The organism is Desulfohalobium retbaense DSM 5692 (genome assembly GCF_000024325.1).
Classification (GTDB): Bacteria; Desulfobacterota; Desulfovibrionia; order Desulfovibrionales; family Desulfohalobiaceae; genus Desulfohalobium; species Desulfohalobium retbaense.
The window spans coordinates 555,340-578,368 of the sequence record NC_013223.1; the positions used below are offsets into that span (position 1 = coordinate 555,340).

At 57.8% G+C, this 23,029-nt stretch carries 18 protein-coding genes; 13 read left to right on the plus strand and 5 right to left on the minus strand.

Going from position 1 to position 23,029, the window contains the following annotated elements:
* A complete protein-coding gene (locus DRET_RS02255; RefSeq protein WP_015750909.1) occupies positions 1-2,694 on the plus strand; it encodes a cytochrome ubiquinol oxidase subunit I in 2,694 nt (897 codons plus the stop codon).
* 182 nt (positions 2,695-2,876) lie between these two features.
* Here the strand turns inward: DRET_RS02255 and hemW are convergent, their stop codons facing one another.
* Genes hemW through DRET_RS02275 form a run of 4 tightly spaced genes read right to left on the minus strand, consistent with a single transcriptional unit; the run spans position 2,877 to position 7,088 of the window.
* Complete coding sequence (hemW, locus tag DRET_RS02260; RefSeq protein WP_015750910.1) at positions 2,877-4,052, minus strand: radical SAM family heme chaperone HemW; 1,176 nt, start codon at positions 4,050-4,052, stop codon at positions 2,877-2,879.
* 9 nt (positions 4,053-4,061) lie between these two features.
* Entirely contained in the window at positions 4,062-4,619 is a 558-nt protein-coding gene (locus tag DRET_RS02265) for an epoxyqueuosine reductase QueH (RefSeq protein ID WP_015750911.1), read from the minus strand.
* Positions 4,606-6,075, minus strand: coding sequence for an Rne/Rng family ribonuclease (locus DRET_RS02270; protein WP_015750912.1), 1,470 nt, complete (start codon positions 6,073-6,075; stop codon positions 4,606-4,608). The genes DRET_RS02265 and DRET_RS02270 overlap by 14 nt, the downstream gene beginning before the upstream one ends.
* A gap of 14 nt (positions 6,076-6,089) precedes the next feature.
* Positions 6,090-7,088, minus strand: a complete 999-nt coding sequence (locus tag DRET_RS02275; RefSeq protein ID WP_015750913.1) for a radical SAM protein — start codon at positions 7,086-7,088, stop codon at positions 6,090-6,092.
* Between the two features lie 29 nt (positions 7,089-7,117).
* On the opposite strand from DRET_RS02275, the gene DRET_RS02280 reads away from it, so the two are divergent.
* The 4 genes from DRET_RS02280 (at position 7,118) to amrA (ending at position 12,040) form a co-directional block, all read left to right on the plus strand.
* Positions 7,118-7,951, plus strand: a complete 834-nt coding sequence (locus tag DRET_RS02280; RefSeq protein ID WP_015750914.1) for a tRNA (adenine-N1)-methyltransferase — start codon at positions 7,118-7,120, stop codon at positions 7,949-7,951.
* A 799-nt stretch (positions 7,952-8,750) separates the two neighbouring features.
* Complete coding sequence (locus tag DRET_RS02285; protein ID WP_015750915.1) at positions 8,751-10,016, plus strand: phenylacetate--CoA ligase family protein; 1,266 nt, start codon at positions 8,751-8,753, stop codon at positions 10,014-10,016.
* Entirely contained in the window at positions 10,007-11,185 is a 1,179-nt protein-coding gene (locus DRET_RS02290) for a ChaN family lipoprotein (protein ID WP_015750916.1), read from the plus strand. The genes DRET_RS02285 and DRET_RS02290 overlap by 10 nt, the downstream gene beginning before the upstream one ends.
* 315 nt (positions 11,186-11,500) lie before the next feature.
* Entirely contained in the window at positions 11,501-12,040 is a 540-nt protein-coding gene (gene amrA / locus DRET_RS02295) for an AmmeMemoRadiSam system protein A (RefSeq protein ID WP_015750917.1), read from the plus strand.
* A 153-nt stretch (positions 12,041-12,193) separates the two neighbouring features.
* On the opposite strand, the gene DRET_RS02300 is transcribed toward amrA, so the two are convergent.
* The gene (locus tag DRET_RS02300) at positions 12,194-12,964 is read right to left on the minus strand and encodes an RNA methyltransferase (RefSeq protein ID WP_015750918.1); all 771 of its coding nucleotides are present in this window, start codon (positions 12,962-12,964) and stop codon (positions 12,194-12,196) included.
* 314 nt (positions 12,965-13,278) lie between these two features.
* Here DRET_RS02300 and DRET_RS02305 point away from each other — a divergent pair, with 314 nt between their 5' ends.
* The 8 genes from DRET_RS02305 to mgtE all read left to right on the plus strand — a co-directional run bounded on the left by DRET_RS02305 (position 13,279) and on the right by mgtE (position 22,830).
* Positions 13,279-14,292, plus strand: a complete 1,014-nt coding sequence (locus DRET_RS02305) for a PstS family phosphate ABC transporter substrate-binding protein (RefSeq protein ID WP_015750919.1) — start codon at positions 13,279-13,281, stop codon at positions 14,290-14,292.
* A gap of 264 nt (positions 14,293-14,556) precedes the next feature.
* Complete coding sequence (pstC, locus tag DRET_RS02310) at positions 14,557-15,801, plus strand: phosphate ABC transporter permease subunit PstC (protein ID WP_279614522.1); 1,245 nt, start codon at positions 14,557-14,559, stop codon at positions 15,799-15,801.
* A 24-nt stretch (positions 15,802-15,825) separates the two neighbouring features.
* Entirely contained in the window at positions 15,826-16,998 is a 1,173-nt protein-coding gene (gene pstA, locus DRET_RS02315) for a phosphate ABC transporter permease PstA (RefSeq protein WP_015750921.1), read from the plus strand.
* A gap of 30 nt (positions 16,999-17,028) precedes the next feature.
* Positions 17,029-17,721 carry a response regulator gene (locus tag DRET_RS02320; RefSeq protein ID WP_015750922.1) on the plus strand — a complete coding sequence of 231 codons (693 nt, stop codon included), beginning with the start codon at positions 17,029-17,031 and terminating at the stop codon, positions 17,719-17,721.
* Positions 17,722-17,724: 3 nt separating this feature from the next.
* Complete coding sequence (locus DRET_RS02325) at positions 17,725-19,515, plus strand: ATP-binding protein (protein WP_015750923.1); 1,791 nt, start codon at positions 17,725-17,727, stop codon at positions 19,513-19,515.
* Between the two features lie 129 nt (positions 19,516-19,644).
* Positions 19,645-20,409, plus strand: coding sequence for a phosphate ABC transporter ATP-binding protein PstB (gene pstB, locus DRET_RS02330; protein WP_015750924.1), 765 nt, complete (start codon positions 19,645-19,647; stop codon positions 20,407-20,409).
* A 47-nt stretch (positions 20,410-20,456) separates the two neighbouring features.
* Positions 20,457-21,125 (plus strand): phosphate signaling complex protein PhoU, encoded by a 669-nt coding sequence (gene phoU / locus DRET_RS02335; RefSeq protein WP_015750925.1) that lies wholly within the window; start codon positions 20,457-20,459, stop codon positions 21,123-21,125.
* 256 nt (positions 21,126-21,381) lie between these two features.
* Complete coding sequence (mgtE, locus tag DRET_RS02345) at positions 21,382-22,830, plus strand: magnesium transporter (protein WP_015750926.1); 1,449 nt, start codon at positions 21,382-21,384, stop codon at positions 22,828-22,830.
* Positions 22,831-23,029: the final 199 nt, after the last annotated feature.

Consider the following 23,029-nt stretch of genomic DNA (forward strand, 5'->3'; position numbering starts at 1 on the left):
ATGAATTATCCGGTTTGGGAACTCTTTGCGGCTGGCGGCGGCTTGCCGATCGCGCTGATGGCCATCGTCCATGTCTTTGTAGCCCACTTCGCTGTTGGCGGCGGACTTTTCCTCGTCTTGACCGAGCGCAAGGCGTATCGGGAAAACTCGAAGTCCATCCTGGAATACACACGCAAGCACGCCAAGTTTTTTCTGCTTTTGACCATGGTCTTCGGGGGCCTGACCGGCGTCGGGATCTGGTTTACCATCTCGGTGCTCAGTCCGGGCGCGACCTCGGTCCTGATCCACAACTTTTTGTATGGCTGGGCCACGGAATGGGTCTTTTTTGTTGTCGAAATCGTGGCCCTGTTCGTTTATTTCTACACCTTCGGCAAAATGGACCAGCAACGCCACCTCACCGTGGGCTGGATCTATTTCGGCGCCGCCTGGGCTTCCCTGTTTCTGATCAACGGCATCATCGCCTTTATGCTGACGCCGGGCGAGTGGTTGCAAACCGGCAATTTCTGGCACGGCTTCTTCAATCCCACCTTCTGGTCGTCGCTCGTCTTCCGGACCTTCATGGCCATTGTCCTGGCTGGCGTCTTTGGATTTGTGACCGCCACGTTCATGAAAGATCAGCAGGCACGGGCGCAATTGATCCGTTACAACGCACGGTGGCTCCTGGTGCCGATGGTCTTTCTGGTCGCCTCCGGCTGGTGGTATCTGCAATCGGTTCCGGAGCCGGCCCGGGAACTCATTCTTGACCGTTCTCCGGAGCTCGTGCCGTATTTCAAAGCCTTTCTCTGGCTTTCTGGGGCCGTGTTTCTCGGCGGCCTGCTCCTGACCGCCCGGGGGGGACGGAGGTGGCAACGCCCGCTGGCCTTTGTGCTCATGGCCCTGGCCCTCGGATATATGGGCAGTTTTGAATATATCCGTGAAGCCGGGCGCCACCCGTATCTGATTTACGACTACATGTACTCCAACGGGATATTGACCTCCCAGGAAGAGCGCATCAACGCCCAAGGCTTTCTCGCCAGCGCCAAATGGACCAGTTTCGATACGGTCACCCCGGACAACCGCCAGGCCGCGGGCCGGGAAATATTCCGCTTGCAATGCATGAATTGCCATTCTGTGGACGGTCCGCAGAACGATATTCTGCCGCTGACCGCCAAATATGATCTGTTCGCCATGGACGCCCAACTCGACGGGCTTGGTAAACTCAACGACTACATGCCCCGGTTTATGGGCACGCGACAGGAACGCAAGGCCCTTGCCGCCTACATCGTCTCTGATCTTCACGGCAAGAAACCGGCCGAACCGCACGAAGCCGGAGCCATTGCGCAACGGCAGCATGCTGTGCCCCCGTTTGACCCCGATTCAGACGACTATGTCCTTTTGGCCTGGAATAACCTGGGCATGCACTGCATCTCCGACAGTTCCGACTGGTGGGTGCTGCTGCCTCCGGCCAACGATCTCTTTGCTCAGCTGATCCGGCGGGGACCGATCCCCGAGGTCGTCACCAAAGGTGTGGAGATCGAATACGCCGTGGAAGAGGGATTTGAAAACCCTGCCGGCAAGGTCCCGTTTTGGGACAATGTCGAGGCCCTTTTCGGTACCGAACTGGAAGACAATGTCGGCCTGTCCGGAAACGGCATGCGCGGCAAGATGCATCTGAGCAAAGAGCTGTCCGCTTTTGAGGCCTCTCTGGTGCCGGTTGTCCCCTATCCTGAAGAGGGCGGATATATGCCGTATCCGCTGTTCCATGTCACGGCCAAGGATGCCCAGAGTGGCGAGGTCCTGGCCCGGACCTCGATGGTCGCGCCAACGAGTACGGAAATGGGCTGCAAAAATTGTCACGGCGGTTCCTGGCGGGTGGACGGCAAGGCCGGCTTCACTGATGCGACCTCCATGGACATCCTGGCGACCCACGACAAGAATAACCGCACCGATCTTCTTGCTGCCGCCCGCAACGGCGAGCCGAAACTCTGTCAGAGCTGTCATCCCGATCCGGTGCTGGGAACCGAGGAGAACCCGGACTACCCCAATATCATGAACTTCCCCGCCGCGATCCACGGCTGGCACGCCAATTACCTGACTGACCGCGGGGCCGAGGTGTGCAGTTCCTGCCATCCGTCGTCCGCCGCAGGGCCGACCGGATGCCTGCGCGGGGTGCACGCCGGGGTTGGTCTGGATTGTACCAGTTGTCACGGCAGCCTGGAGGATCATGCTCTGAGCCTGCTGAAAAAGGAATTACGGGCCGGGAAAAAGGGCGCGGCCCGGATGATGACCCATCTCGAACCCAATACAGTGGACAAGGTCCAGCACATCCGCCCGCGGACTCCGTGGATCAACGAACCGGACTGCCTCAATTGCCACGTGGATTATGGCAAGCCGGAAAGTAAGGATGTTTCCGGATTCAACAAGTGGACCTCCGGCGCCGACGAACTTTTCCGCCTGCGTCACGAGGAGACCGGAACCATCATGTGCGAAGCGTGCCACGGCTCGACCCACGCCAACTATCCGGCCACCAATATGTACGGCAAAAATCGGGACAATATCCAGCCGCAGCAATATCAAGGCAATTCGCTACCAATTTCCTCGAACAAGAACTGCGCGGTCTGCCACACCATGGATATGGGCTTCGATATGCACCATCCCAATATCTATCGGGACTTCCGTAATACCCAATTGCTGGAGGACGGGGACGGTTCGTAAGCCGTAACCGCGCTCGCGGAAAAGCGTTTCGGGCGCCGGTTCTTTCTGCGGAAAGGGCCGGCGCCTTCGCGTTTGCACGGGCGGATGGGGCGGTCCGGGGCGCGGAGTTTTTAGGATGTGTTTGGGCCCCGGTGCCGGGATGTGCCTCCGGCCAGGAAATAGGGCGCGTGGGGAGTACAAATTCAGTGCGAGGGCAGCAGGACGCTACTCAAGCGTTCGGTAATGCTGTTGGCCATCAGCATGCCGGCGGAGGTCAGGCGTAGGGTGCCGGCGGCGATATCCGCCAATCTTTGGTTTTGAAGTTGAGCGCACAATTCGGGGCAGGCGGTCAGCGGATCGGTGCCAAATTCGCGGGCGAAGGTGGAGCAGTCCAGACCGGCGCGGGTGCGCAGCTGGAGCATGAGCGTCTCCAGGCAGCGCTCCCGGCAGGTGAGCTGGTGGGCGGACTGGCCGAGGGTTTGCTGGGTGACCGCCCGGGCGTAGGCGGCTAGATGCGTCGGATTGGTCCAACGGCTGCCCTCGAGGGTGGATACCGCGGCCGGGCCCAGGCCCAGGTAGGGCCAGCCTTGCCAATAGCCGCTGTTGTGTTGGCTTTCCCAGCCGGGCTGGGCGAAATTGGCGATCTCGTATTGCTCCAGCCCGAATTGGCCCAACGCGTCCACGGTGTGGTCGTACATCGCAGTGAGCATGTCCTCATCGGGCAGAGGCGGAATGGCCCGGGCCTCCAGATCCCCGGCCAATGGGGTGTCGGGTTCCGGGGTCAGTCCGTAGCAGGAGAGATGACGCGGTTTTAACGCCAGGGCCTGTTCCAGGGTGTGTTCCCATTGGGTGAGCGTATGCCCGGGCAGCCCCCAGAGGAGGTCCAGGCTGATATTGGACACTCCGGCTTCCCGGGCGAGGGTGACGGCCCGGACCGCCTGCGCGGCGGTATGCGCCCGTCCCAGGAGATCGAGTTCCCTGTCTGCCATGCTTTGGACGCCGAAACTGATCCGGTTGACTCCCAGGTCGTAAAGAGACTTGGCGTAGGCGGGGTCCTGGAACGAATCCGGGTTTGCCTCAAGTGTCCATTCGATGCCCTGCGGCCAGACAAAAGCGGACTGCAGGGTGTGGACCAGACGGTGGAGACTTTCCGGAGGAAGCAGGCTCGGGGTGCCGCCGCCAAGATAGACCGTCTGCAGTTCCGGCTTGGCGAGACGTCGGCCCCAGAGACGGGCTTCGGCGCAGACCAGCCGGGTCCAGGCGGCGATGTCCTCGCGGGAGCCGGGGCCGGAGGCAAAGGCGCAATAGGCGCATTTGCTGCGGCAGAAAGGGAAGTGGATATAGAGCAGCATAAACGGGCGGCGGCAGGCTTGAAGCACAGGGGCGGCTCAGCCGGACTGGAGTTCGTTCTGGAAGCGCTCGAATTCGCTGTAGAGACAGCCGCAATACGATTGCCGGTAAATTCCCCACTCCTGACTCGTCTGAATCCCTTCACGCCAGCCGGTGCGGAAATCCTCGTACCAGAACCGGCAGGCGCCATTGCCGGCAATCTGGTGCCCGAGTTCGGCCAGCGCGGCATGATTTTGCCGCTTACTGTAGAGCAGGGTGGAGCTGAAGGCGTCGAAGCTCCCCTTGCGGGCGATGGAGGCGGTTCGCTCCAGCCGCGTCTGGTAGCAGAGAAAACAGCGGTGCGCTTCGCGGAAGACCACCCGCCGCAAAAACTCGGCGGGGTCGTAGTCGGCATCCTTGCAGATGAGCTTGACGGAAAACCGCTCCGCGACCTCCAAGGCCCCGTCGCGCCGGCGCAGATACTCTTGAAGCGGGTGGATATTGGGGTTGGAGAATAGGCCCGTGACCTCGATCCCCTGTTCAGTCAGACGGCGCAGGGGAACGATGGCGCACGGGCCGCAGCAGATATGCAGAAGAAGGCGTCTAGGTAAGGGCATTGTCGGTCGCGGAGATGGTGATCGTGGTCTGGAATTCCTGTTCGAGTTCGGTCAATCGGTCCCGTTTCGTATTCAAAAGATACAGGGCGAGTTCTTTGCCAATGGGGAAATCCAGAGTGGATGCGCCGTTTTTTTTGTTCAACTGGTAGCGGATGTCGCGCAAGGCCTGCATGGCCTGCCATTCGAGATTACGCCGGATGCCGGCGCCCTGGCAGCAGGGACATGGTTCCATGGTCGTAGAAAGGGCCGAGGACCCCATACGTTGGCGGACCATCTCCAAAAGACCGAAACGGGAGATCCGACCAACACTGGTGCGGGCCTTGTCGTCTTTGACAGCCGCGCGCAGGGTCTTTTCCACGTCCCGGCTGTGTTTGTTGTCCTTCATCTCAATAAAATCGATCACAACCTGACCCCCGATATCTCGCAGGCGCAATTGGTGGGGGATTTCTTCGGCCGCTTCGAGGTTGGTCTTCAGGGCCATCTCGGCGAAATTGCTTTCGCCCCCGATTTTGCCGGAGTTGATGTCGATGGCCATAAGCGCCTCAGTCTGGTCAAAAACCAGGCTGCCCCCGCTGGGCAGGGTGACCTGTCGGCTGTACACAGACTGGAGCTGGTCGATGAGATTGAAGCGTTCGAACAGGGAGCGGTCAGCGTCGGTGTGCTGCTTGACGAGGCGGTTTCTCCGGGGAAACGCCAGCGAGGCGTATTCTTTGATCTGTTTGGCGGTCTCCTGATGATCAACCCAGACCTCGGAGACATCATCGGTGAGGTAGTCGCGAACCGCCCGAAAGGCGAGATCCTTTTCCTCGTAGATCAAACTGGGCGCTTTTTCAGAGACCCCGCGTTTGCGGACCTCTTTCCAGAGCCGTTTGAGAAATTGCAGATCGCGGGAGAGATTGGTCTTGGTCTGGTTGGAGCTTACGGTGCGCAGAATAAGCCCTATACCGGGATCAAGCTTGAAGTCTTCAATGATCTTGCGCAGCCGTTCCCGTTCCTTCTCATCATCGATTTTGCGGGAAATCCCGGTCTGTTCACGGCCCGGGGTGAGCACAAAATAGCGACCGGGCAGGGAGAGATAGGTGGTCAAAAAGGCCCCTTTAGACCCAGTGGGTTCCTTGACCACCTGGACAAGAACCTCTTGCCCCGGTTTGAGGACCTTGTGCAGCGGAGGGTACTTGTAGCCTTTTTTGGGCTTGATATCGTTTTGGTAATATTCCTGGTGGACTTCGTCGACCTGGAGGAACCCGTTCTTTTTGGCCCCGTATTGGATGAAGGCGGCTTGCAGGGCGGGGTCGATGTTGTTGATGGTCCCTTTGTAGATATTGCCCTTCGTCTTGGCCTGGTTGAGCATTTCGACGTAGTATTCTTGGACCTTGGCGTCCTGGGCGATGACGACTTCAATCTGTTCGCCGGGCAGGACACTGATAAACATTTTGCGTTTGCGTTTTTGAGCCATGTCGCTCCTCGTTGCTAGTTGCGTTCGCTTGACGCGAGCCCGTAATACGGGACATCCGTTCCCGTGAGAACCACGACAGTCCCCTGGTTTTGAAGGGCATCCAGGGTCGCGGCGACGTCGGAACGGGCAAAATTCAAGGCAAAAGCCAGCTGGTCCACAGTTTGCGGTCGTCTGGCCAATGAGTTGGTGATTGTGGCCGCAATGGCTTGCCCGTCCAGGTGTACCGGTGAGGTGGTGTGTGTTTCGGGTGCGGATGACCGCGCCACGGGATCTTGGCAGGCACCAAGTGCCTCGCGCCAGGAACGAAGTATTGAATTGGGGATCGGCCGGGCCTCACTGAAGGCGCCGGGCCGTGTCATGGTAACGACATCTACACGCTGCGGGGAAAATTCTGCAATAAATTCCCGTAATCGATTTTTATTTTCTGCAGTGTCGTTTATGCCATGGACCAGAAGAATTTCAAGAAAGATTTTGCCGCTGTAGCGGCGACGGAATTCCAAGAGCCCTTGGCTGATGCGACTCAGGTCGACCCCGGTGCAAGGCCGGTTGAGATGGTGAAATTCCGTATCGACAAGGGTGTCCAGCGACGGCAGCACCGTGTCGACTTCTGCCAGTTCCTCCTGGACGTCCTCGCGGTGCAACAGGGAGGAATTGGTCAGGACGGCAATTGGAATAGTCGGCCACTGCTGCCGCACCTGGTGGACCAGCGTACCCAGTTCGCTGTTCAGGGTCGGTTCCCCCTGCCCGCCGAGGGTGATGTAATCCGGCGGCTGGTGCCCCTCCTTGAACCACTGCCGCAGTTCCTGCACGAGTCGCGATGCGGGGACATGCGCCCGTCGCTGACAGGTGTGGAGCTTGGTGCGCCCTACTTCGCAATACACGCAGTCAAAGCTGCAGATCGGTCCGCCGAGGAGGTCGAGTCCCAGGGAGCGGCCGAGACGACTCGAAGCCACCGGACCAAAGAGGTAACGGTAGGACGGGGGGGCGGGTTGTGCTTGACTCGTTTTGGGCACCGGTCTATTCTTAAATGTTTGGAGGTTGTATGATAGAGCCAGGGCAATTGGTACAATTGGTCAGCCCAAAGGGCAAGCGATACTTGCGCCTGCTCCAGGACGGAGAAGTGCTCCAGACCCATGACGGACTTCTTTCGATGGACGAGGTCCGGCAGGCCGATTTTGGAGCGACCATCAAGACCCATTTGGGGCGTCCCTATCGGGTTGTAAAGCCTACCATCTACGATTTGATCAAAGGGATCAAGCGCAAGACGCAAATTATCTACCCAAAAGAGATCGGGTACATCCTGATGAAACTCGGGGTTGGGCCAGGCAGTCGCGTCGTGGAATGCGGCACGGGATCGGGGAGTCTGACCATGGCCCTGGCCTGGTACGTCGGCGACACCGGCAAGGTCTATACCTATGAGCGGCGTGCGGAATTTTCCGAATTGTGCGCAAAAAATCTCGACCAGGTTGCCCTGGGCCACCGCGTTCAGCGCTATATCCGGGATATCGAAGAGGGGTTTGAGCAAACAGACGCTGATGCCTTGTTTCTCGACGTGCGTACTCCCGATATGTACGTCCCCCAGGCGGCGGCCGTGGTCAAACCCGGCGCTCCAGTGGGCTTTTTATTGCCCACCACAAATCAGATCAGCAATCTGCTCGCCGAGATTGAAACAACCGGTCTGCTGACCGATCTTGAGGTGGTGGAGATCCTTTTGCGGCGCTATAAACCGGTCTCCGACCGCCTGCGGCCTGAAGACCGCATGGTGGCCCACACCGGCTACCTTGTCTTTGCCCGCAATCGTGGCGCTGCGAGTAGCGAGGAACTTGCCGCCCCTGCCATTGCTGCGGCCGAACCCGAGGACACCGTTCTTGAGTGATTCCCAAGCGGCTGGTTCTATTCTGGTTGGCTTGCCTGGAGACGTGAACCGCTTTCAGGGTCCTATCCCAGTCTGAAAAAAGAGTTTTGGGCATGGTCCGGCATAAACCGTCTTCCTCGGCAAGGCGGGGCAAGAGGCGGTGCCAGCGCAGCAGACCGCTGGGGGTTACCCAATCGTGGTGGGGCAACACCGCTTGCAAATGCGTTCAGGCACCGACTGCGTTACGGTTGTGCTTTTTCTGCGATTTTTGATTTTCAAGCTGTCTATACAATACGAGCGTTTTTCCCGCTTGACTCAGGAAAGCGGAGCGCCTCCTGATTGCGCCTTGTCAAGCGCATGAAGTGTATTTAGTATCACTAGACTTGGTTTTCCACGTCTAGTGATTTTCTTTTCGGGGCAGTGGCCTTTGTGGCGCCTTGTGGGAGTCTTTTCCGGCGAAAGCCCGCCGTTGCGCCCGAGTCCGGAGAGGAAAAACGGTTTGCAGTCTTTTGCCGGCAAAGCGGCGGGTGGTCTCAGCGTCGTCTGAATCAGGACCCGGCCGCCTGAAGTGCAGCAGGTCTCGGTTTTTCGCGAAGGGGGCCCTTTCCAGGTTCGACGCGCTTCTCAGCCGGGGTGCACGTTGAGTACTTGGAGTGGGGCGTGATCATTTGTGTTCCGATTTTCGGTTTGAGGCGAGATGTGTCAATAAATCCCCTTGGGCCCAAGGCCGAAGGGATGTAAAGCGCCGGGGCAAAGGTGCCGCCAAGTTCGACGCGGCCAAGGCGCCCGGTGCGAACGAGGAGAAAAGGGGGAGGAGTCGATGACCCGTAAGGATCGCACAGAAGGGATCTTCAGCCGCAGAGAGGTGCTGGATGAATCCGAACGCAAACAATATTATTTGATCCAGCTCAAAGAATTGCTCCGCTACGCGTACCGGTATTCCGAGGACGTCAAGAAGCGGTTTGATCGGGCGCAATTCGATGTCAATAAATTCAGAGAGCTTTCTGACCTCAAGCACATTCCGATCCTGAAGAAGAAGGAATTGATCTTTCTGCAGTCCATGGGGCCGCGTCTTGGCGGGCTGTTGACCAAAGATCTTGGGGAGTTGCGCCGTATTTTCATGTCCCCGGGCCCGATTTTCGATCCCGAGGACCGCAGCGACGATTATTGGGGCTGGACCGAGGCTTTTTACGCTTCCGGATTTCGCAGCGGCGATATCGCGCAGATCACCTTCAATTACCATATGGCGCCGGCGGGGCTCATGTTTGAAGAACCGTTGCGCAATCTGGGGTGTTCCGTGGTGCCGGCCGGTCCAGGGTCGACGAACACGCAGTTGGAGATCATGCAGAAGCTGCGTGTCTCCGGCTACGTCGGGACTCCGAGTTATCTGATGCACTTGGCTCAAAAGGCCGAAGAGGCCGGGCACAACCTGCGCAAGGATCTTTTCCTGGAAGTCGCCTTCGTGACTGGGGAAAAGCTCTCGGAAAAGATGCGCTCCACTCTGGAGAAAAAATTCGACATGATCATGCGCCAGGGATACGGCACAGCGGATGTCGGCTGTATCGGTTACGAGTGCTTCCATCGCGAAGGGTTGCACGTGGCCAACCGGGCGTTTGTCGAAATCTGCCACCCGGACACGGGGATTCCGCTCAAGGACGGCGAGGTCGGAGAGATCGTGGTCACCGCGTTCAATAAAACCTATCCCCTGATCCGTCTGGCCACCGGCGATCTGGCCTATATCGACCGCACTCCGTGCCCCTGCGGCCGGACTTCGCCGCGACTTGGCGGCATTGTCGGCCGGGTGGATACCACCGCACGCATCAAGGGCATGTTTGTCTATCCCCACCAGGTCGAGCAGGTCATTTCCAAATTTGACGAGATCAAGCGGTGGCAGATCGAAGTCACCAACCCCGGTGGCATCGACGAGATGACCTTGTATGTCGAGGCCACGGATTTTCAGCGCGGCGACGAATTGCAGCACATGTTCCGCGAGCGGATCAAACTGCGGCCGACGTTGAAAGTGCTGGCCCCTGGCGCGTTGCCGCCGAATGTCAAACCCATCGAGGACAAGCGCAAATGGGATTGATGCCGATCATCTCTGTTGTGGTTGGCGCTTTGTTGCTGGCGGCCTGTGGCGGGCCGCCAGCCCTGCAAAGCGATCCGGCCGCGGGTTTGCGCAAAGGGACATTGGTCACCCACGCCGGGGAGCCAATGTCCCTTTTTGCTTTTGCGCAGCAGGCCCGTCACGTCGACTACCTCCTCATGGGCGAGGCCCACACCAACGCCTGCGATCATGCGGTGCAGGCGGACGTGCTGCAGGTCTTGGCCTCCCAGGACCTGCAGCCTGTGCTTGGCCTGGAAATGGTGCCGGCAGCGAAACAGCCTGTTTTGGACCGTTTCAACCAGGGCCGGCTCTCCGTGGAGGAGTTGCCTGAGGCCCTTGATTGGCAGACAAGCTGGGGCCACCCGTATTCGCTGTACAAGCCGGTTTTCCAAGTCGCTTCCGACGCCGGGGTCGATTTGTACGCGCTGAATATCGAGCAGGCCGTCCTGGACGAGGTGCGGGAAAAGGGACTTGAGGGGATGGCGCCTGAGAAACGGGCGCGGCTCCCCGTAACGATCCTGGATCCGCCAGAACCTCAGCGGCAGGCCCTCGAGGAAGAATTTTCCGGGCACCAGAAACTGTTCCAGCAAATGGGCAACGCTACCAGCGGTTCATTGGAGCGGTTCATGTTGATCCAGTCCATCTGGGATACCCAGATGGCTAGTCGGGCCCGGCGGGTGCACGCGCAGACCGGGCGACCGGTGGTTATCCTGACCGGGACCGGGCATGTTGAATACGATTGGGGGATTGTCTCCCGACTGCACCGCTGGGACCCCCAAGCGAAGATCGTAAGCGTGATAGGATGGCGTGGCGGGACGCTGCCCGAAGCTGAGGCCGCCGACTGGTTTTTTTATTGCCCCTTGCAGCATACCAGCCGCCTGGGGTTTACCATGGAGATGCGTCCTGAAGGGGCTCGAGTGATGACTGTGGAGCCCGGCAGTCGTGCCGCTCGGGGCGGACTGCAAAGCGGTGATCTTCTGGTGAAAGTGGGCGGTGAGCCATTCACCGGGTTGTGGGACTTGCATCAGGCCGCCATGGACGCAGTCCAGGCCGAAGAACCGATGCAGATCACAGTCAAGCGTGAGGGCGCCTCTGTTGAACTGAGCTTGGATTTGCAACGCTCAGGGACTACAGACGGTCCAACAGATTGATTCTTTTGGGATTTCGGGCTCCGGAACTGGAATTGTGTCCTCGGTCTGGAGCAATAGCGTGGGTGAAGTTCCGGAGACGGTTTACGAAGTGACCGATACAGCGTTGTCTTAGTGATAACGGTTGCCTGTGGCGCTCAAGGCAGCTTCCAGACCGTGTTCACAATCCCAGTTCCGGAGCTGTGGTCGTCTTGGGATGTTCGGGCTCCGGAACTGGAATTGTTTTTCGGGGGGGACACAGAGAGTGTCGGATAGGAGGTGCTCGGCTTGATTGCAGGCTGGAGGGGCACCTCAAAATAAACGAAAGGAGAATGTATCGTGCAGTTGGCTTTGAATGAGCAGGAACGACGCGCCCTGAAAGATCTGGCCGAGCGGAGCATCCGCAGCCGTTTTGATCCCCAGCAGCACTTGCCGGAAGCGCCGAGCGAACAAATGCAGGAAAATTTGGGCGCCTTTGTGACCCTCAAGCAGGCGGGGCATCTGCGCGGCTGCATTGGACATGTTATCGGAGACCGGCCCTTGTGGCAGACCATTGCGGATATGGCCCAGGCCGCTGCCTTTGACGACCCCCGTTTCCCTTCGCTGCAGGAAGGTGAAATCAAAGACCTGGAGATCGAGATTTCCGTGCTGGGTCCCTTGGAGCCGGTGACCGATCCGGAGGGGGTTGAGCCGGGACGCCATGGCCTGCTGGTGCAACGTTCGGTCCATTCGGGGCTGTTGCTGCCCCAGGTGGCCACAGAGCAGGGGTGGGACCGGGAGACCTTTTTGGGGCAGACCTGCGTGAAAGCCGGGTTGCCTCCCACGGCCTGGAAAAGCAAGAAGACCCAGGTCTACCGTTTTGAAGCCGAGGTTTTTTAGCAGCCCGTTGGCGATCTTCCTCCTTGCAGGCGGCATGTGGTTTTCACGCTGACGTTGCCCCAAAACGCTGCAGTCTGCACCTCGAGCCTGAGGCCGTGCCCCCGAACCGTGATTGCGTCTGGTGTCAGGTGTGCGGATTCAGGCTCGAGACGTTTACGGGTCATGGCGGTCGGTGTCCGTGCGGGTCGCGAGCCATTTGACCTGACGGCAAATGCCCATGAGGAGATTGAATTCGTGGCGCCGGAGTTCAAAGCGTTGGAAGAACCTCCGTACCGGGAGCATCCAATAGGCGGCGTTGTCGTCTTTGAAAAAATCGAGGCGGAGGAGCGCCTCCTGCACTGAAGTCAGCAGGGTCTCTCGCTCTTCGTGGGTGCACAAGCGGGATTGGGGCGGAGTGGTCCGGAGAAACCGTTTCCCCGAACTCGCTTTGAACCATTCGTATAAGACCAGCAAAACCGCTTGGCTGAGATTGAGCGAGGTGGCCTCGCTGGCCGTGGGAATCGTCAGCAGTTGACCGCAGATATCGATTTCTTCATTGGACAGTCCCCGGTCTTCGGGACCGAAGACGACCGCCACCTGGTGCCCGGCAGCGAGCTTGCCAGCGACGTCCTCCGCGACCTGTTCCGGGGTCCGGATGGCTTTGCGCCATCCGCCGGTCCGGGCGGTGGTCCCGTAAACGGTGTGGTGCGGGCTCAAGGCGCTGGGAAGATCGGGATGCAGGGTCAGGGAGTGCAGCACCTCTTTTCCCCGTCCCGTAGCCAGGGGGGCTGCCCGCTCCAGATCCCATGCCGGGGGCTGGACCAATTTCAGGTTGGGGCAACCGAGATTGGCGCAGGCACGGGCAGTACTGCCCACGTTTTCTGCGAACTTGGGCTGAAAAAGAACAACGGTCAGATTGTCGAGCAGATTGGGCTGAGAGAGCATGGGGGTCCTTTCACGAGCGGCCGGGCCGGTGGTGGCCGACGTGGCGTTTGTTACCGCAATGTTACACTGGGTGCCTTTGTGGCTGCCGGGAGCGCCGTTGCTGCGGCGGCCAAGGGGCGGCTGGCACGGGAGGTGAGCCAAAACCTTTTTTGAGGAGTGAAGCCGCCTTGAACAACCATTTCTTCCTTTCGTGATCGTGTCACATAAAAAGCAATTCCTTGTCGCAGGATTGTCACATAAGGCACCTAGACCTGTCCCTGTTTTGGGTATGCGTTCCAAGACGAAACACAACGCTCACGAATTTGGAGGAAGTTATGAAACGTGTTTTGTATTGCGCCTTGGCCTTGGCCATGGTCCTGACTATCGGTCTGGGGACCGCTTCTGCTCGCGACCAGATCCGCATCGTTGGTTCGAGCACTGTTTTTCCGTTTGCCAGTTATGTTGCTGAAGAGTTTGGTGCAACCACCGACTACCCGACCCCGGTTATCGAATCCACCGGTTCCGGTGGCGGCATGAAGTTGTTCTCCCAGGGTGTTGGCCTCGACACTCCAGACATCTCTAACGCTTCCCGCCAGATCAAGGTCAGCGAGTTCAAACGCTGCCAGGAAAATGGTGTTGAAGACATCGTGCAGGTCGTCATCGGCTATGACGGCATTGCCATTGCGCACAATATCGACAATCCCGAGCTGGCGTTGACTCGCGAAGAGCTGACCCTGGCCGTGGCTGCTGAAGTGCCCCAGGATGGCAAGTTGGTCAAGAACCCCTACACCCATTGGGATCAGATCAACGGGGACCTGCCGAACCGTGAAATCCTGGTCTACGGCCCTCCCACCAGCTCCGGTACCCGTGACGCTTTTGAAGAACTCGTCATGGAAGCCGCTTCTGAAGACATTGACGGCTACGGCGGTGAATACACCAAGATCCGCCAGGACGGCGTGTATGTCCCGGCTGGGGAAAACGACAACCTGATCGTGCAGAAGCTGGACAAAAACACTGAAGCCCTGGGCATTTTTGGTTACAGCTTCCTCGAAGAAAACAGCGACCGCATTCAGGGCGCCCTTATCGATGGTGTGGCCCCGAAACCGGCTGCCATCTCTTCTGGCGAGTATCCTGTTTCCCGGAGCCTGTTCTTCTACGTCAAAAAAGCCCACCTGGGCGAAGTCGACGGCATGGAAGAGTATGTTGATCTGTTCCTCAGTGAAAAAATGATCGGTGACATGGGCTACCTCAAGGGCATCGGCCTGATCCCCTTGCCCAAGGAAGAACGTGAAGCCCAGCGCGCCAACTGGGAGAATCGCAATAATCTGCAGTTGAGCGATATCCAATAGTCAATTACCCGAGGGTTTTTTTGAACAGTTGGATGTCTGTCAGGGTCGGCCGGTACGCACCGGCCGGCCCTTTTCTCGGTCCTGCATTCCGGCGACTTGCTATTCAACGAGTGCTGAATACAATGCACTAGGTTTGGCCCCCGCAGTCCGCGCGCATTCCAGGCTGAACAGCGGTATGGAATGCAAACGGGCCGGATTTGTCTTTCCACGAATGTGAACAAAACAGGGTAGTGCCTTGGCCGCTGCCCGTACATCGGGGTTGGTGTGAGTAGCTATTTGATCATTGTCTGCTTCTTGGGTGTCCTGCCGCTGGGGGCGATGGCCTATTACATCGGGCGAAACAAGGCATCGGCCAAAGAATCACAAGAAGGCCGCCGCCTGCATTCCCGTCCCGGCGCCTACGGCTGGTATGCGGTGATCTGGATGGCAGCCCCTGCTGTGGCCTTGAACGGCATTGCCGCCTTATTGCATTGGTTTGGCCTGGTGACGCTGCCCAGTGAGCTCCTTGTGCCTGCCAGCGGCGTTCTGTTCATTGCGGGGCTGGGGCTTGGCCTGCGCACCATCAGTCCTGGGCTGCAAGCCCGCAATATTGTGGAGCGGTGGATACGTGGCCTTCTCCTGGCGGCTTCCTTGATCTCGATTTTGACCACAGTGGGCATTGTGGTCTCCATTTTGTTCGAAGCGATTAAATTTTTCCAATTGGTCAGTTTCTGGGACTTTTTGACTGGAACCCAATGGAGTCCGGATACCGCTTTTCTCGGTGGTGCCGGGCGCGGCGGGGAAGCTGTCGCCAAGCCTGATTTCGGCTCGGTCCCGATTTTCGCCGGGACATTCATGATCACGGCTATTGCCATGGTAGTCGCCGTGCCCATTGGCCTCTTTGCGGCGATTTTCATGTCCGAGTACGCCACGCACAGCATGCGTGGTGCCATGAAGCCGATGCTGGAGATCCTGGCCGGTATCCCTACAGTCGTTTACGGGTTTTTTGCGGCCATCACCGTCAGTCCGCTGGTGGTCCAACTGGCCGAATCGCTCGGTCTGGAAGCGGATTATACCAACGCCCTGACGCCGGGTCTGGTCATGGGGATCATGATCATTCCGTTTGTCTCTTCTCTTTCCGATGATGTCATCAGTGCGGTGCCGCAGAGTTTGCGGGAAGGGTCGTACGCCCTGGGCACCACGCGCTCGGAAACGATCAAGCAGGTGCTCTTGCCAGCTGCCCTGCCCGGCATTGTTTCCGCCGTGCTTTTGGCTGTTTCCCGGGCCCTGGGCGAAACAATGATCGTGGTCATGGCTGCCGGTCTGCGGCCGAATCTGACCTGGAATCCGCTGGAGGGCATGACCACGGTGACAGTGCGCATTGTCGACGCCCTGACAGGGGACCAGGCCTTTGACAGTCCGGAAACACTATCCGCGTTCGGGCTGGGCCTGGTGTTGTTGATGGTGACCCTGACCCTGAACATTGTGTCGACCATCGTGATCCGCAAGTTCAAGCAGAAATACGAATAACCACAGACGACGAGGCACGAATCCATGCGGCAGGCACTCTCAGCCGACACGGCCAAGACCATGAATAAACGGCGGTACCGGGCGGAGAAGCGGTTTCGTTTCTACGCCCTGAGCGCGGTCGTTCTGGCCTGTGCTTTTCTGGTCTTTTTCTTTTTCGACATCATCAGCCAAGGGTATACCGCTTTTGTTCAGGCCCGAATCAAGGCCGAGATCCATTATACGGAACAAAGCGCCGAACTTCCTTTGGCGGCGGTGGACGAAGATATACGCTATTTTGTCAGCCGGGGGCGTTTGCGGACGATCCCCCTGGAAATCGAAAAACACCCCGAACTCATGGGCACGACCCAGACGGAATGGGTCATAGCCGACGCTGAAGTCGATCAATACCTCAAAGGCAAGTCCAACCGCCTGAAACCGAAACAGAAGCGTTTTATCGACTCCCTCAAGGCCAACGACCGGGTCAAGCTCGCCTTCAATACCGGTTTTTTCACCCGTGGTGATTCCAAGTTGCCAGAAATTGCGGGTATCTTCGCCGCTGTGGTCGGCTCGATATACGTCCTGTCGCTGACCCTGCTCTTTAGTGTTCCCATTGGGGTCATGACCGCGATCTATCTTGAGGAGTTTGCTCCGGACAACCGATTCACGCAGGCCATTGAGGTCAATATCAATAATCTGGCAGCAATCCCCTCGATCCTGTTCGGGCTGCTGGGGCTGGCCATCTTCATCAATTTTTTCGGGGTGCCGCGATCGTCGGCCATGGCCGGCGGATTGACGCTGGGGCTGATGACGCTGCCGATCATCATCATCAGTACCCGCGCGGCCTTGCGGGCCGTGCCCGATTCGATCCGTGAAGGGGCCTACGGGGTGGGAGCCTCCCCGTGGCAGGTGGTCTGGCACCATGTCCTGCCATTGTCGCTGCCCGGGATCCTGACCGGCACGATTATCGGACTGGCCCAGGCCATGGGCGAGACAGCCCCGCTTTTGATTGTCGGAATGATGGCCTATATCCCGGAAGCGCCAAGCGGGGTGACCGATGCGGCCACCGTTCTTCCGGCACAGATCTACACCTGGTCTGCGGCATCCTTGCGGGCCTATGCCGAGCGCACGGCCGCGGCGATCATTGTTTTGCTGGCAGTCTTATTGACCCTGAATGCAGCGGCTGTATTTCTGCGCAAACGCTACGAGCGCCGTTGGTAGGCGGATCTAACCCCTAGAGGAAGAACGACTATGACCACCTATACTGTGCTCCTCGTGGAAGACGAGGTGGATATCCTGAATCTGTTGCGCATCAATTTTGAAAACGGCGGTTTTCGAGTTTTGACTGCGGAAAATGGGTTCCAGGCCCTGGATGTTTTGAGCAGCGCACCAGTTGACCTGGTCGTCCTGGATCTGATGCTGCCCGGCAAGGATGGCTTGGAAGTCTGCCGTGAATTGCGTTCCCGGGAGTCCACGAAACATTTACCGGTGATCATGCTCACAGCCAAAGGCGACGAGGTCGACCGCATCGTTGGACTGGAACTCGGCGCTGACGACTATGTGGTGAAGCCATTTAGTCCCCGGGAGCTTTTGCTCCGGGCCAAGGCGGTCATGCGTCGCGGCAAACCGCAGCCGGAAGAAGAAACCCTATGGGAGTCGGGAGGGTTGCGCGTCGATTTCGGGACCTACAAAGTGACCGTCGACGGCGAAGACCGGGAATTGACAGCCACCGAATTTCGGCTTTTGGTCCATCTCATCCGCAGTCGGGGCAAGGTCCAGACCCGTGATCAATTGTTGAACAAGGTTTGGGGGTATGAATTCGAAGGCTATGCCCGAACCGTGGATACCCATGTCCGCCGCTTGCGGCACAAGATTGAACCGTATGCTGCCATTGTCGAGACCGTCCGCGGGGTGGGCTACCGCCTCCACGGTCAGGAGGAGTGATCCGTGTCGTTGCGTACCAAATTGTTGAGCGTTTTGTTGGGGCTGCTGTTCCTGGCCTCATTTGTGCCGCTTTTTTTGTCCAAGCAGGTTCTGCATGAGGAACTGCTGGCCGCAGCCAAGCGGGAGGCAGTACTCAAGCTTGGGCACATGCAGTGGCTCATGCGCAAGGGCTTGGCACAGGAAGGCCCGGCGGGTTTGAACGAGCAGTTTCGCCAGATCGGGAAACAGCTTGATGTCCGGATTACCTATATCCGCCAGGACGGGACGGTTCTCGCCGATTCCTCGCTGCCCCTGCGCAAAGTGCGCCAACTGGAAAATCACAAGCAAAGACCGGAAGTCCAGGAGGCGATGCAGCGCCGTTTCGGTTCTAGTCTGCGCTACAGCGAGACCTTGAAAACCGATTTGCTTTATGTGGCCCGCACCATGGAGGCCACATCGGAAATCCCGGAAGGTTTCATCCGCATGGCCGTGCATCTCAGCGCTGTGGACAAACGTCTGGACGGCCTGTTCCAGCAGTACCTGATCCTCTTCGTTATTGGGCTGGCAGTGTGCGCGGTGGTGAGTTTCTGGCTCGCTTCCCGCGTGAGCCGGGCCATGCTGCGCATGGGGCAGACCGCCGATGCCATCGGCAATGGGGAATACGACAAGCGGATTGCATTCACTCCGGCACGGGAATTTTTACCCCTGGCTCAGGCCATCAACCGCATGGCCCGGCGCATTCAGAGCCATATTACGACCATCAGCGATCAGAACCGGCAGTTCGAATCCATTTTGAATGGCATGCACGAAGGGGTCATGGTCCTTGACCGTCAAGGCAAGGTGAGCATGGTCAATACCGAACTCAAGAATATTCTCGAGGTCACCTCTCCGGTGGGAAGGGCCCCGATTGAGCTCATCCGCAGTCCGGAACTGCAAGGCGCCTGCGAGGCAATGGTCGCTGCAACGGTGGGTAAGCAGAGCATGGAGCCCGCCCAATTGCAGGTCGAAACAATGCAGGAGCGGATTTACGATGTGAATCTGTTGCCCTTGCCAGCAGAAAGCCAGGACATCAGCGCCATCGTGGTCTTCCACGATATCACCGAACTCAAACGGCTCGAGCGGGTGCGCCGGGATTTCGTGGCCAATGTCTCGCATGAGCTCAGAACGCCGTTGACCTCGATCAAAGGGTATGCCGAGACACTGCTTGATATGGGGCAGGTGGAGACCGAAGCCGTCCACGCCTATATGCAGGTCGTGGTCAAAAATGCCAACGCCATGTCCCGCTTACTGGAAGATCTGCTCCAGCTCTCGAAATTGGAGTCCAACGCTGGCGACAGGGAACTCGGCCCGGTGTTGCTGACCAACGCCATCCAGGCGGCGTGGAAATATTGTCAACCCATGGCCGAGGAACACCATGTCTCACTCAACCAGAGTCAGATCCCGGCCGGGGTGTGCGTGTGGTCCGAATACGACCCCTTGGTCCAGGTGCTACGCAATCTGTTTGAAAATGCGATCAAATTCAGCCCGGAAAATACTGAGGTCCGCATAGAAGCGGAGCAGGACGGCCCGATATGGCAGATAAGCGTTGTGGACAGCGGTCCAGGGGTCGGGCAACGGGAACAGGAGCGGATTTTTGAGCGGTTCTACCGCGTCCAGCACGGCTCCAAGCAGGTCGCCGGGACGGGATTGGGACTGGCCATCGCCCGGCATATCGTGCGCAATCACGTTGGACGAATCTGGGTCGAAAGCCCCGTCCCCGGTCAAATAGAAGGGTCAGCATTTCGCTTTACACTGCGGGAATGCTCTTCTGCGTAAGCCGTTTTTTCGGCAATGAAGCGTCCCTTCGCCTGCCCAGCTGTATGAGGCGGCAGGGGCGCAGTCAGGCTACAAGGCATTGTGTCCAGTGCGGGCAATTTTTTCCAACCTCCAGGCACAGGTGTTCTCATGACCACTCAGGCAAAAATGGCCGCTGAGAATGTGGATTTTTTCTATGGCGACTTCAAGGCCCTCAAAGATATCAATATTATTTTTCCTGAGAATCGGGTCACCGCCCTTATCGGCCCCTCAGGGTGTGGCAAGAGTACGTTCATACGTTGTTTGAACCGCATGAACGAATTGATCCCGGAAGCGCGCCTTGAAGGGAAAGTCGCTTTGGACGGCGCCGATATCAATGACAATAAAGTCGACGTTGTGGACCTGCGGCGGCGCATCGGGATGGTATTCCAGAAACCGAACCCGTTTCCTAAAGCGATCTATGAAAATATCGCTTACGCTCCCCGGATCCATGGAGTGGCCAAGAAGGGTCCGGAAATGGATGAATTGGTGGAGACCTCGTTGCGGAAAGCCGGATTATGGGATGAGGTGGCCGACCGTCTTCAAGCGCCGGCGACATCTCTTTCTGGAGGGCAGCAGCAACGGTTGTGCATTGCGCGTGCTTTGGCAGTCCAACCCGAAGTCCTGCTCATGGACGAACCGGCCTCGGCCCTGGATCCGATCGCGACCCAGAAAATCGAGGAATTGATCCACGAACTCAAGGAAAAATTGACGATCATCATCGTCACCCATAACATGCAACAGGCAGCCCGGGTCTCCGACTATACGGCCTTTTTTTACATGGGCGAACTGGTGGAGGTCGATGAGACCGAGACCATGTTCACCAAGCCGAGCAAAAAACAAACGGAAGAGTATATCACCGGACGTTTTGGCTGATACCGCCAGAGGAGTTTCTGTAACGTTTTGCCGAAAGAGAGCTGAGTATGCAGACGCATTTACAGCGTGAGTTGGATAAACTCAAAAATGAAATCATGAATATGTTCGCGCTTTCAGAGCGGGCTCTGGAAAAAGCGCTCCAATCGGTTTTTGACCGCGATGACCAATTGGCTGAAACGGTTATCGACGGGGATAAAGAAATCAACCGTTTACAGGTTGCCGTGGACGAGCGGTGCGTGCGCTTGCTGGCCCTGGAGCAGCCGGTGGCCCATGATCTGCGATTTATCGTCGGTTGTTCGCGCATTGCCGTGGATCTGGAACGCATCGGCGACCAGGCCACGAATCTCGCTGAGCGGGCCTTGTTGCTCAACCAGCGGCCGGCGCTCCCGTTTCATAATATTTTGAAGGCCTTGAGCGATGTTGTTTTCCGGATGTTTAAGCAGTCCATCCAGGCCTTCACAAATCTGGATACCAACCAGGCCGTGGAAGTCTGCAAGATGGACCGTGAAGCTGACGAGCAGAACATCAAGATCATCAAAAAATTGATCGATTACATGTGTTGTGAACAGATTGTCATCGAGCGCTCCGTACACACGATTTTGGCCTCCAATAGCCTGGAACGGGTCGGGGATCTGGCCACGAATATCTCCGAGACCGTCGTCTTTATTGACGAGGGAGAAGACATCCGACATGATTGTCAATTGGATCCCCGCTGAAAAGGGCAAGGCCGGCTTTTGTCTATGAAAGGGGATGATCCGCCGGGATCATCCCCTTTTTTATACCCTGGCCCTCGGGTTCGGGATATGGTGCTACGAGGCTGCTCTTTGATTGGCCACCATTCGTAGCCCTGGTTTTTGAACCGGCTGGAGGGCGCAGCGCTTTTCGCCAGTCAGCGCAGGCAGTGGCCGCTGTTTGCCCGGGGCAAAGAACCACCCGGGGGCTTGTGCCTGCTTCGGGTGGCAGAAGAGAACGATGAAGTATACCGCGATCGGCATGTCCGGCACGGGGGACCATGCTGCGTCCTCAGTGCCTGAGATGCCGGTGAAAAGGGAGGTCGCCATGACCGAATCCACTACAGTTGTCGAACACTTACTGGAGTGCATAGCCAGCGGCGACGCTGAACAGGCTGTGACCCTCTACGACACGTATTCGCCGCACCCGGCCGATTGGGCCGAATACGTCGAACCGATGGGCGTCGATGCCCTGGCGCAATATATCGAACTTGTTGGAGCCTCGCACGCCCTTCCGTTTTTTGAGTTCGTTTCCTTTGAATTGCAAAAGGAAGTCCTGCTCCGGTTGTCCCGGGAGACGTTGGCGGATCTGGTTTCCCAGATGAGCCCCGATGATCGGGCGGACCTTTTGGACGATATGGAAGACGCCCTGCAGGAGCGGATCCTGTCGCTGCTTATTCGCGCGGAGCGTCAAAACATTATCAAGCTCATCAATTACGACGAAGACAGTGCCGGCGGGTACATGACCACGGATTACGCCCTGATCCGTTTTGATGACACTGTCAGTGCCGCGCTGGAACAGCTTCGCCTCCAGGCACCCAAGAAAGAGACGATTTACTATATCTATGTCGTGGATAAAGCGCTGCGGTTGATTGGGTTCGTCTCTTTGCGGGAGTTGATCATGGCGCCGCGCTACAAACTCGTGCGCGACGTGATGAGCAAAAGTGTCATCTCGGTGCGGGTCAATGAAGACATCGAAGAAGTGGCCAAGAAAATGCAGCACTACGATTTTCTGGCTATTCCGGTGGTCTCGGAGGATGAACGACTTGTGGGGATCATTACCTTTGACGACATCTATGACGTTATCCAGGAAGAAACAGCCGAGGACATGTACCTTTTGGCGAACCTGGACGCTGACGAGAGCCTGAATTCCCCGGTGGGGCGTTCCGTGAAAATGCGCGCTCCCTGGCTTTTGGTCAATTTGTGCACAGCGCTTTTCGTGGCCTATACAGTCGATCTTTTTTCGGACTCCATTTCCCAATTCGTCGCCCTGGCGGCTTTGATGCCTATCGTGGCCATGCTTGGAGGCAATGCCGGCAACCAGTCCCTGACAGTGGTCGTTCGCGCTCTGGCGCTGGGCGAGGTCCCCTTGCGGGACAATTGGCGGGTGCTACTCAAGGAGGCTGGCGTTGGATTTGTCAATGGCATGCTCATCGGCGGTGTCATGGGCGCCATCGCCTGGGCGTGGTACGATAACGTCTGGCTTGGCCTCATCATCCTGGTGGCCATGTCCGTTAATCTGGTGGTGGCCGGTTTTTTCGGGTCTCTGATCCCGGTGACATTGCGCAAGCTTAAACTTGATCCCGCCTTGGGATCCTCAATATTGGTGACCACGGCCACCGATGTCGGCGGATTTTTGATTTTCCTTGGATTGGCGACGATTTTCTTGCAGCAGCTCCTGGGGGGCTGATTTCGCGCCGTTTTGTTTCTGGCCGGCGAGCCGGCTATTGTGCCAGTATTCCTGGCAGCTTTGGGTTGCCAAGGTTGCCCTGTCTGGGCTAGGAGGATGGCATTTGAACGACCTGCGATTCCGAGAAGGGGGAGACGATGTTTGAAGGTCTGATGGTTGTATTGGGTTTAGGACTGATCGGGATTTTTTTGTTTTATCT

What these genes read in the sequence shown, in the direction of transcription:
- DRET_RS02255 (WP_015750909.1), top strand. Translation starts at nt 1, where the DNA reads ATGAATTATCCGGTTTGGGAACTCTTTGCGGCTGGCGGCGGCTTGCCG.
- DRET_RS02265 (WP_015750911.1), bottom strand. Translation starts at nt 4,619, where the DNA reads ATGCCCTTACCTAGACGCCTTCTTCTGCATATCTGCTGCGGCCCGTGC.
- DRET_RS02270 (WP_015750912.1), bottom strand. Translation starts at nt 6,075, where the DNA reads ATGGCTCAAAAACGCAAACGCAAAATGTTTATCAGTGTCCTGCCCGGC.
- DRET_RS02280 (WP_015750914.1), top strand. Translation starts at nt 7,118, where the DNA reads ATGATAGAGCCAGGGCAATTGGTACAATTGGTCAGCCCAAAGGGCAAG.
- DRET_RS02285 (WP_015750915.1), top strand. Translation starts at nt 8,751, where the DNA reads ATGACCCGTAAGGATCGCACAGAAGGGATCTTCAGCCGCAGAGAGGTG.
- DRET_RS02290 (WP_015750916.1), top strand. Translation starts at nt 10,007, where the DNA reads ATGGGATTGATGCCGATCATCTCTGTTGTGGTTGGCGCTTTGTTGCTG.
- DRET_RS02300 (WP_015750918.1), bottom strand. Translation starts at nt 12,964, where the DNA reads ATGCTCTCTCAGCCCAATCTGCTCGACAATCTGACCGTTGTTCTTTTT.
- DRET_RS02305 (WP_015750919.1), top strand. Translation starts at nt 13,279, where the DNA reads ATGAAACGTGTTTTGTATTGCGCCTTGGCCTTGGCCATGGTCCTGACT.
- pstA (WP_015750921.1), top strand. Translation starts at nt 15,826, where the DNA reads ATGCGGCAGGCACTCTCAGCCGACACGGCCAAGACCATGAATAAACGG.
- DRET_RS02320 (WP_015750922.1), top strand. Translation starts at nt 17,029, where the DNA reads ATGACCACCTATACTGTGCTCCTCGTGGAAGACGAGGTGGATATCCTG.
- pstB (WP_015750924.1), top strand. Translation starts at nt 19,645, where the DNA reads ATGACCACTCAGGCAAAAATGGCCGCTGAGAATGTGGATTTTTTCTAT.
- phoU (WP_015750925.1), top strand. Translation starts at nt 20,457, where the DNA reads ATGCAGACGCATTTACAGCGTGAGTTGGATAAACTCAAAAATGAAATC.
- mgtE (WP_015750926.1), top strand. Translation starts at nt 21,382, where the DNA reads ATGAAGTATACCGCGATCGGCATGTCCGGCACGGGGGACCATGCTGCG.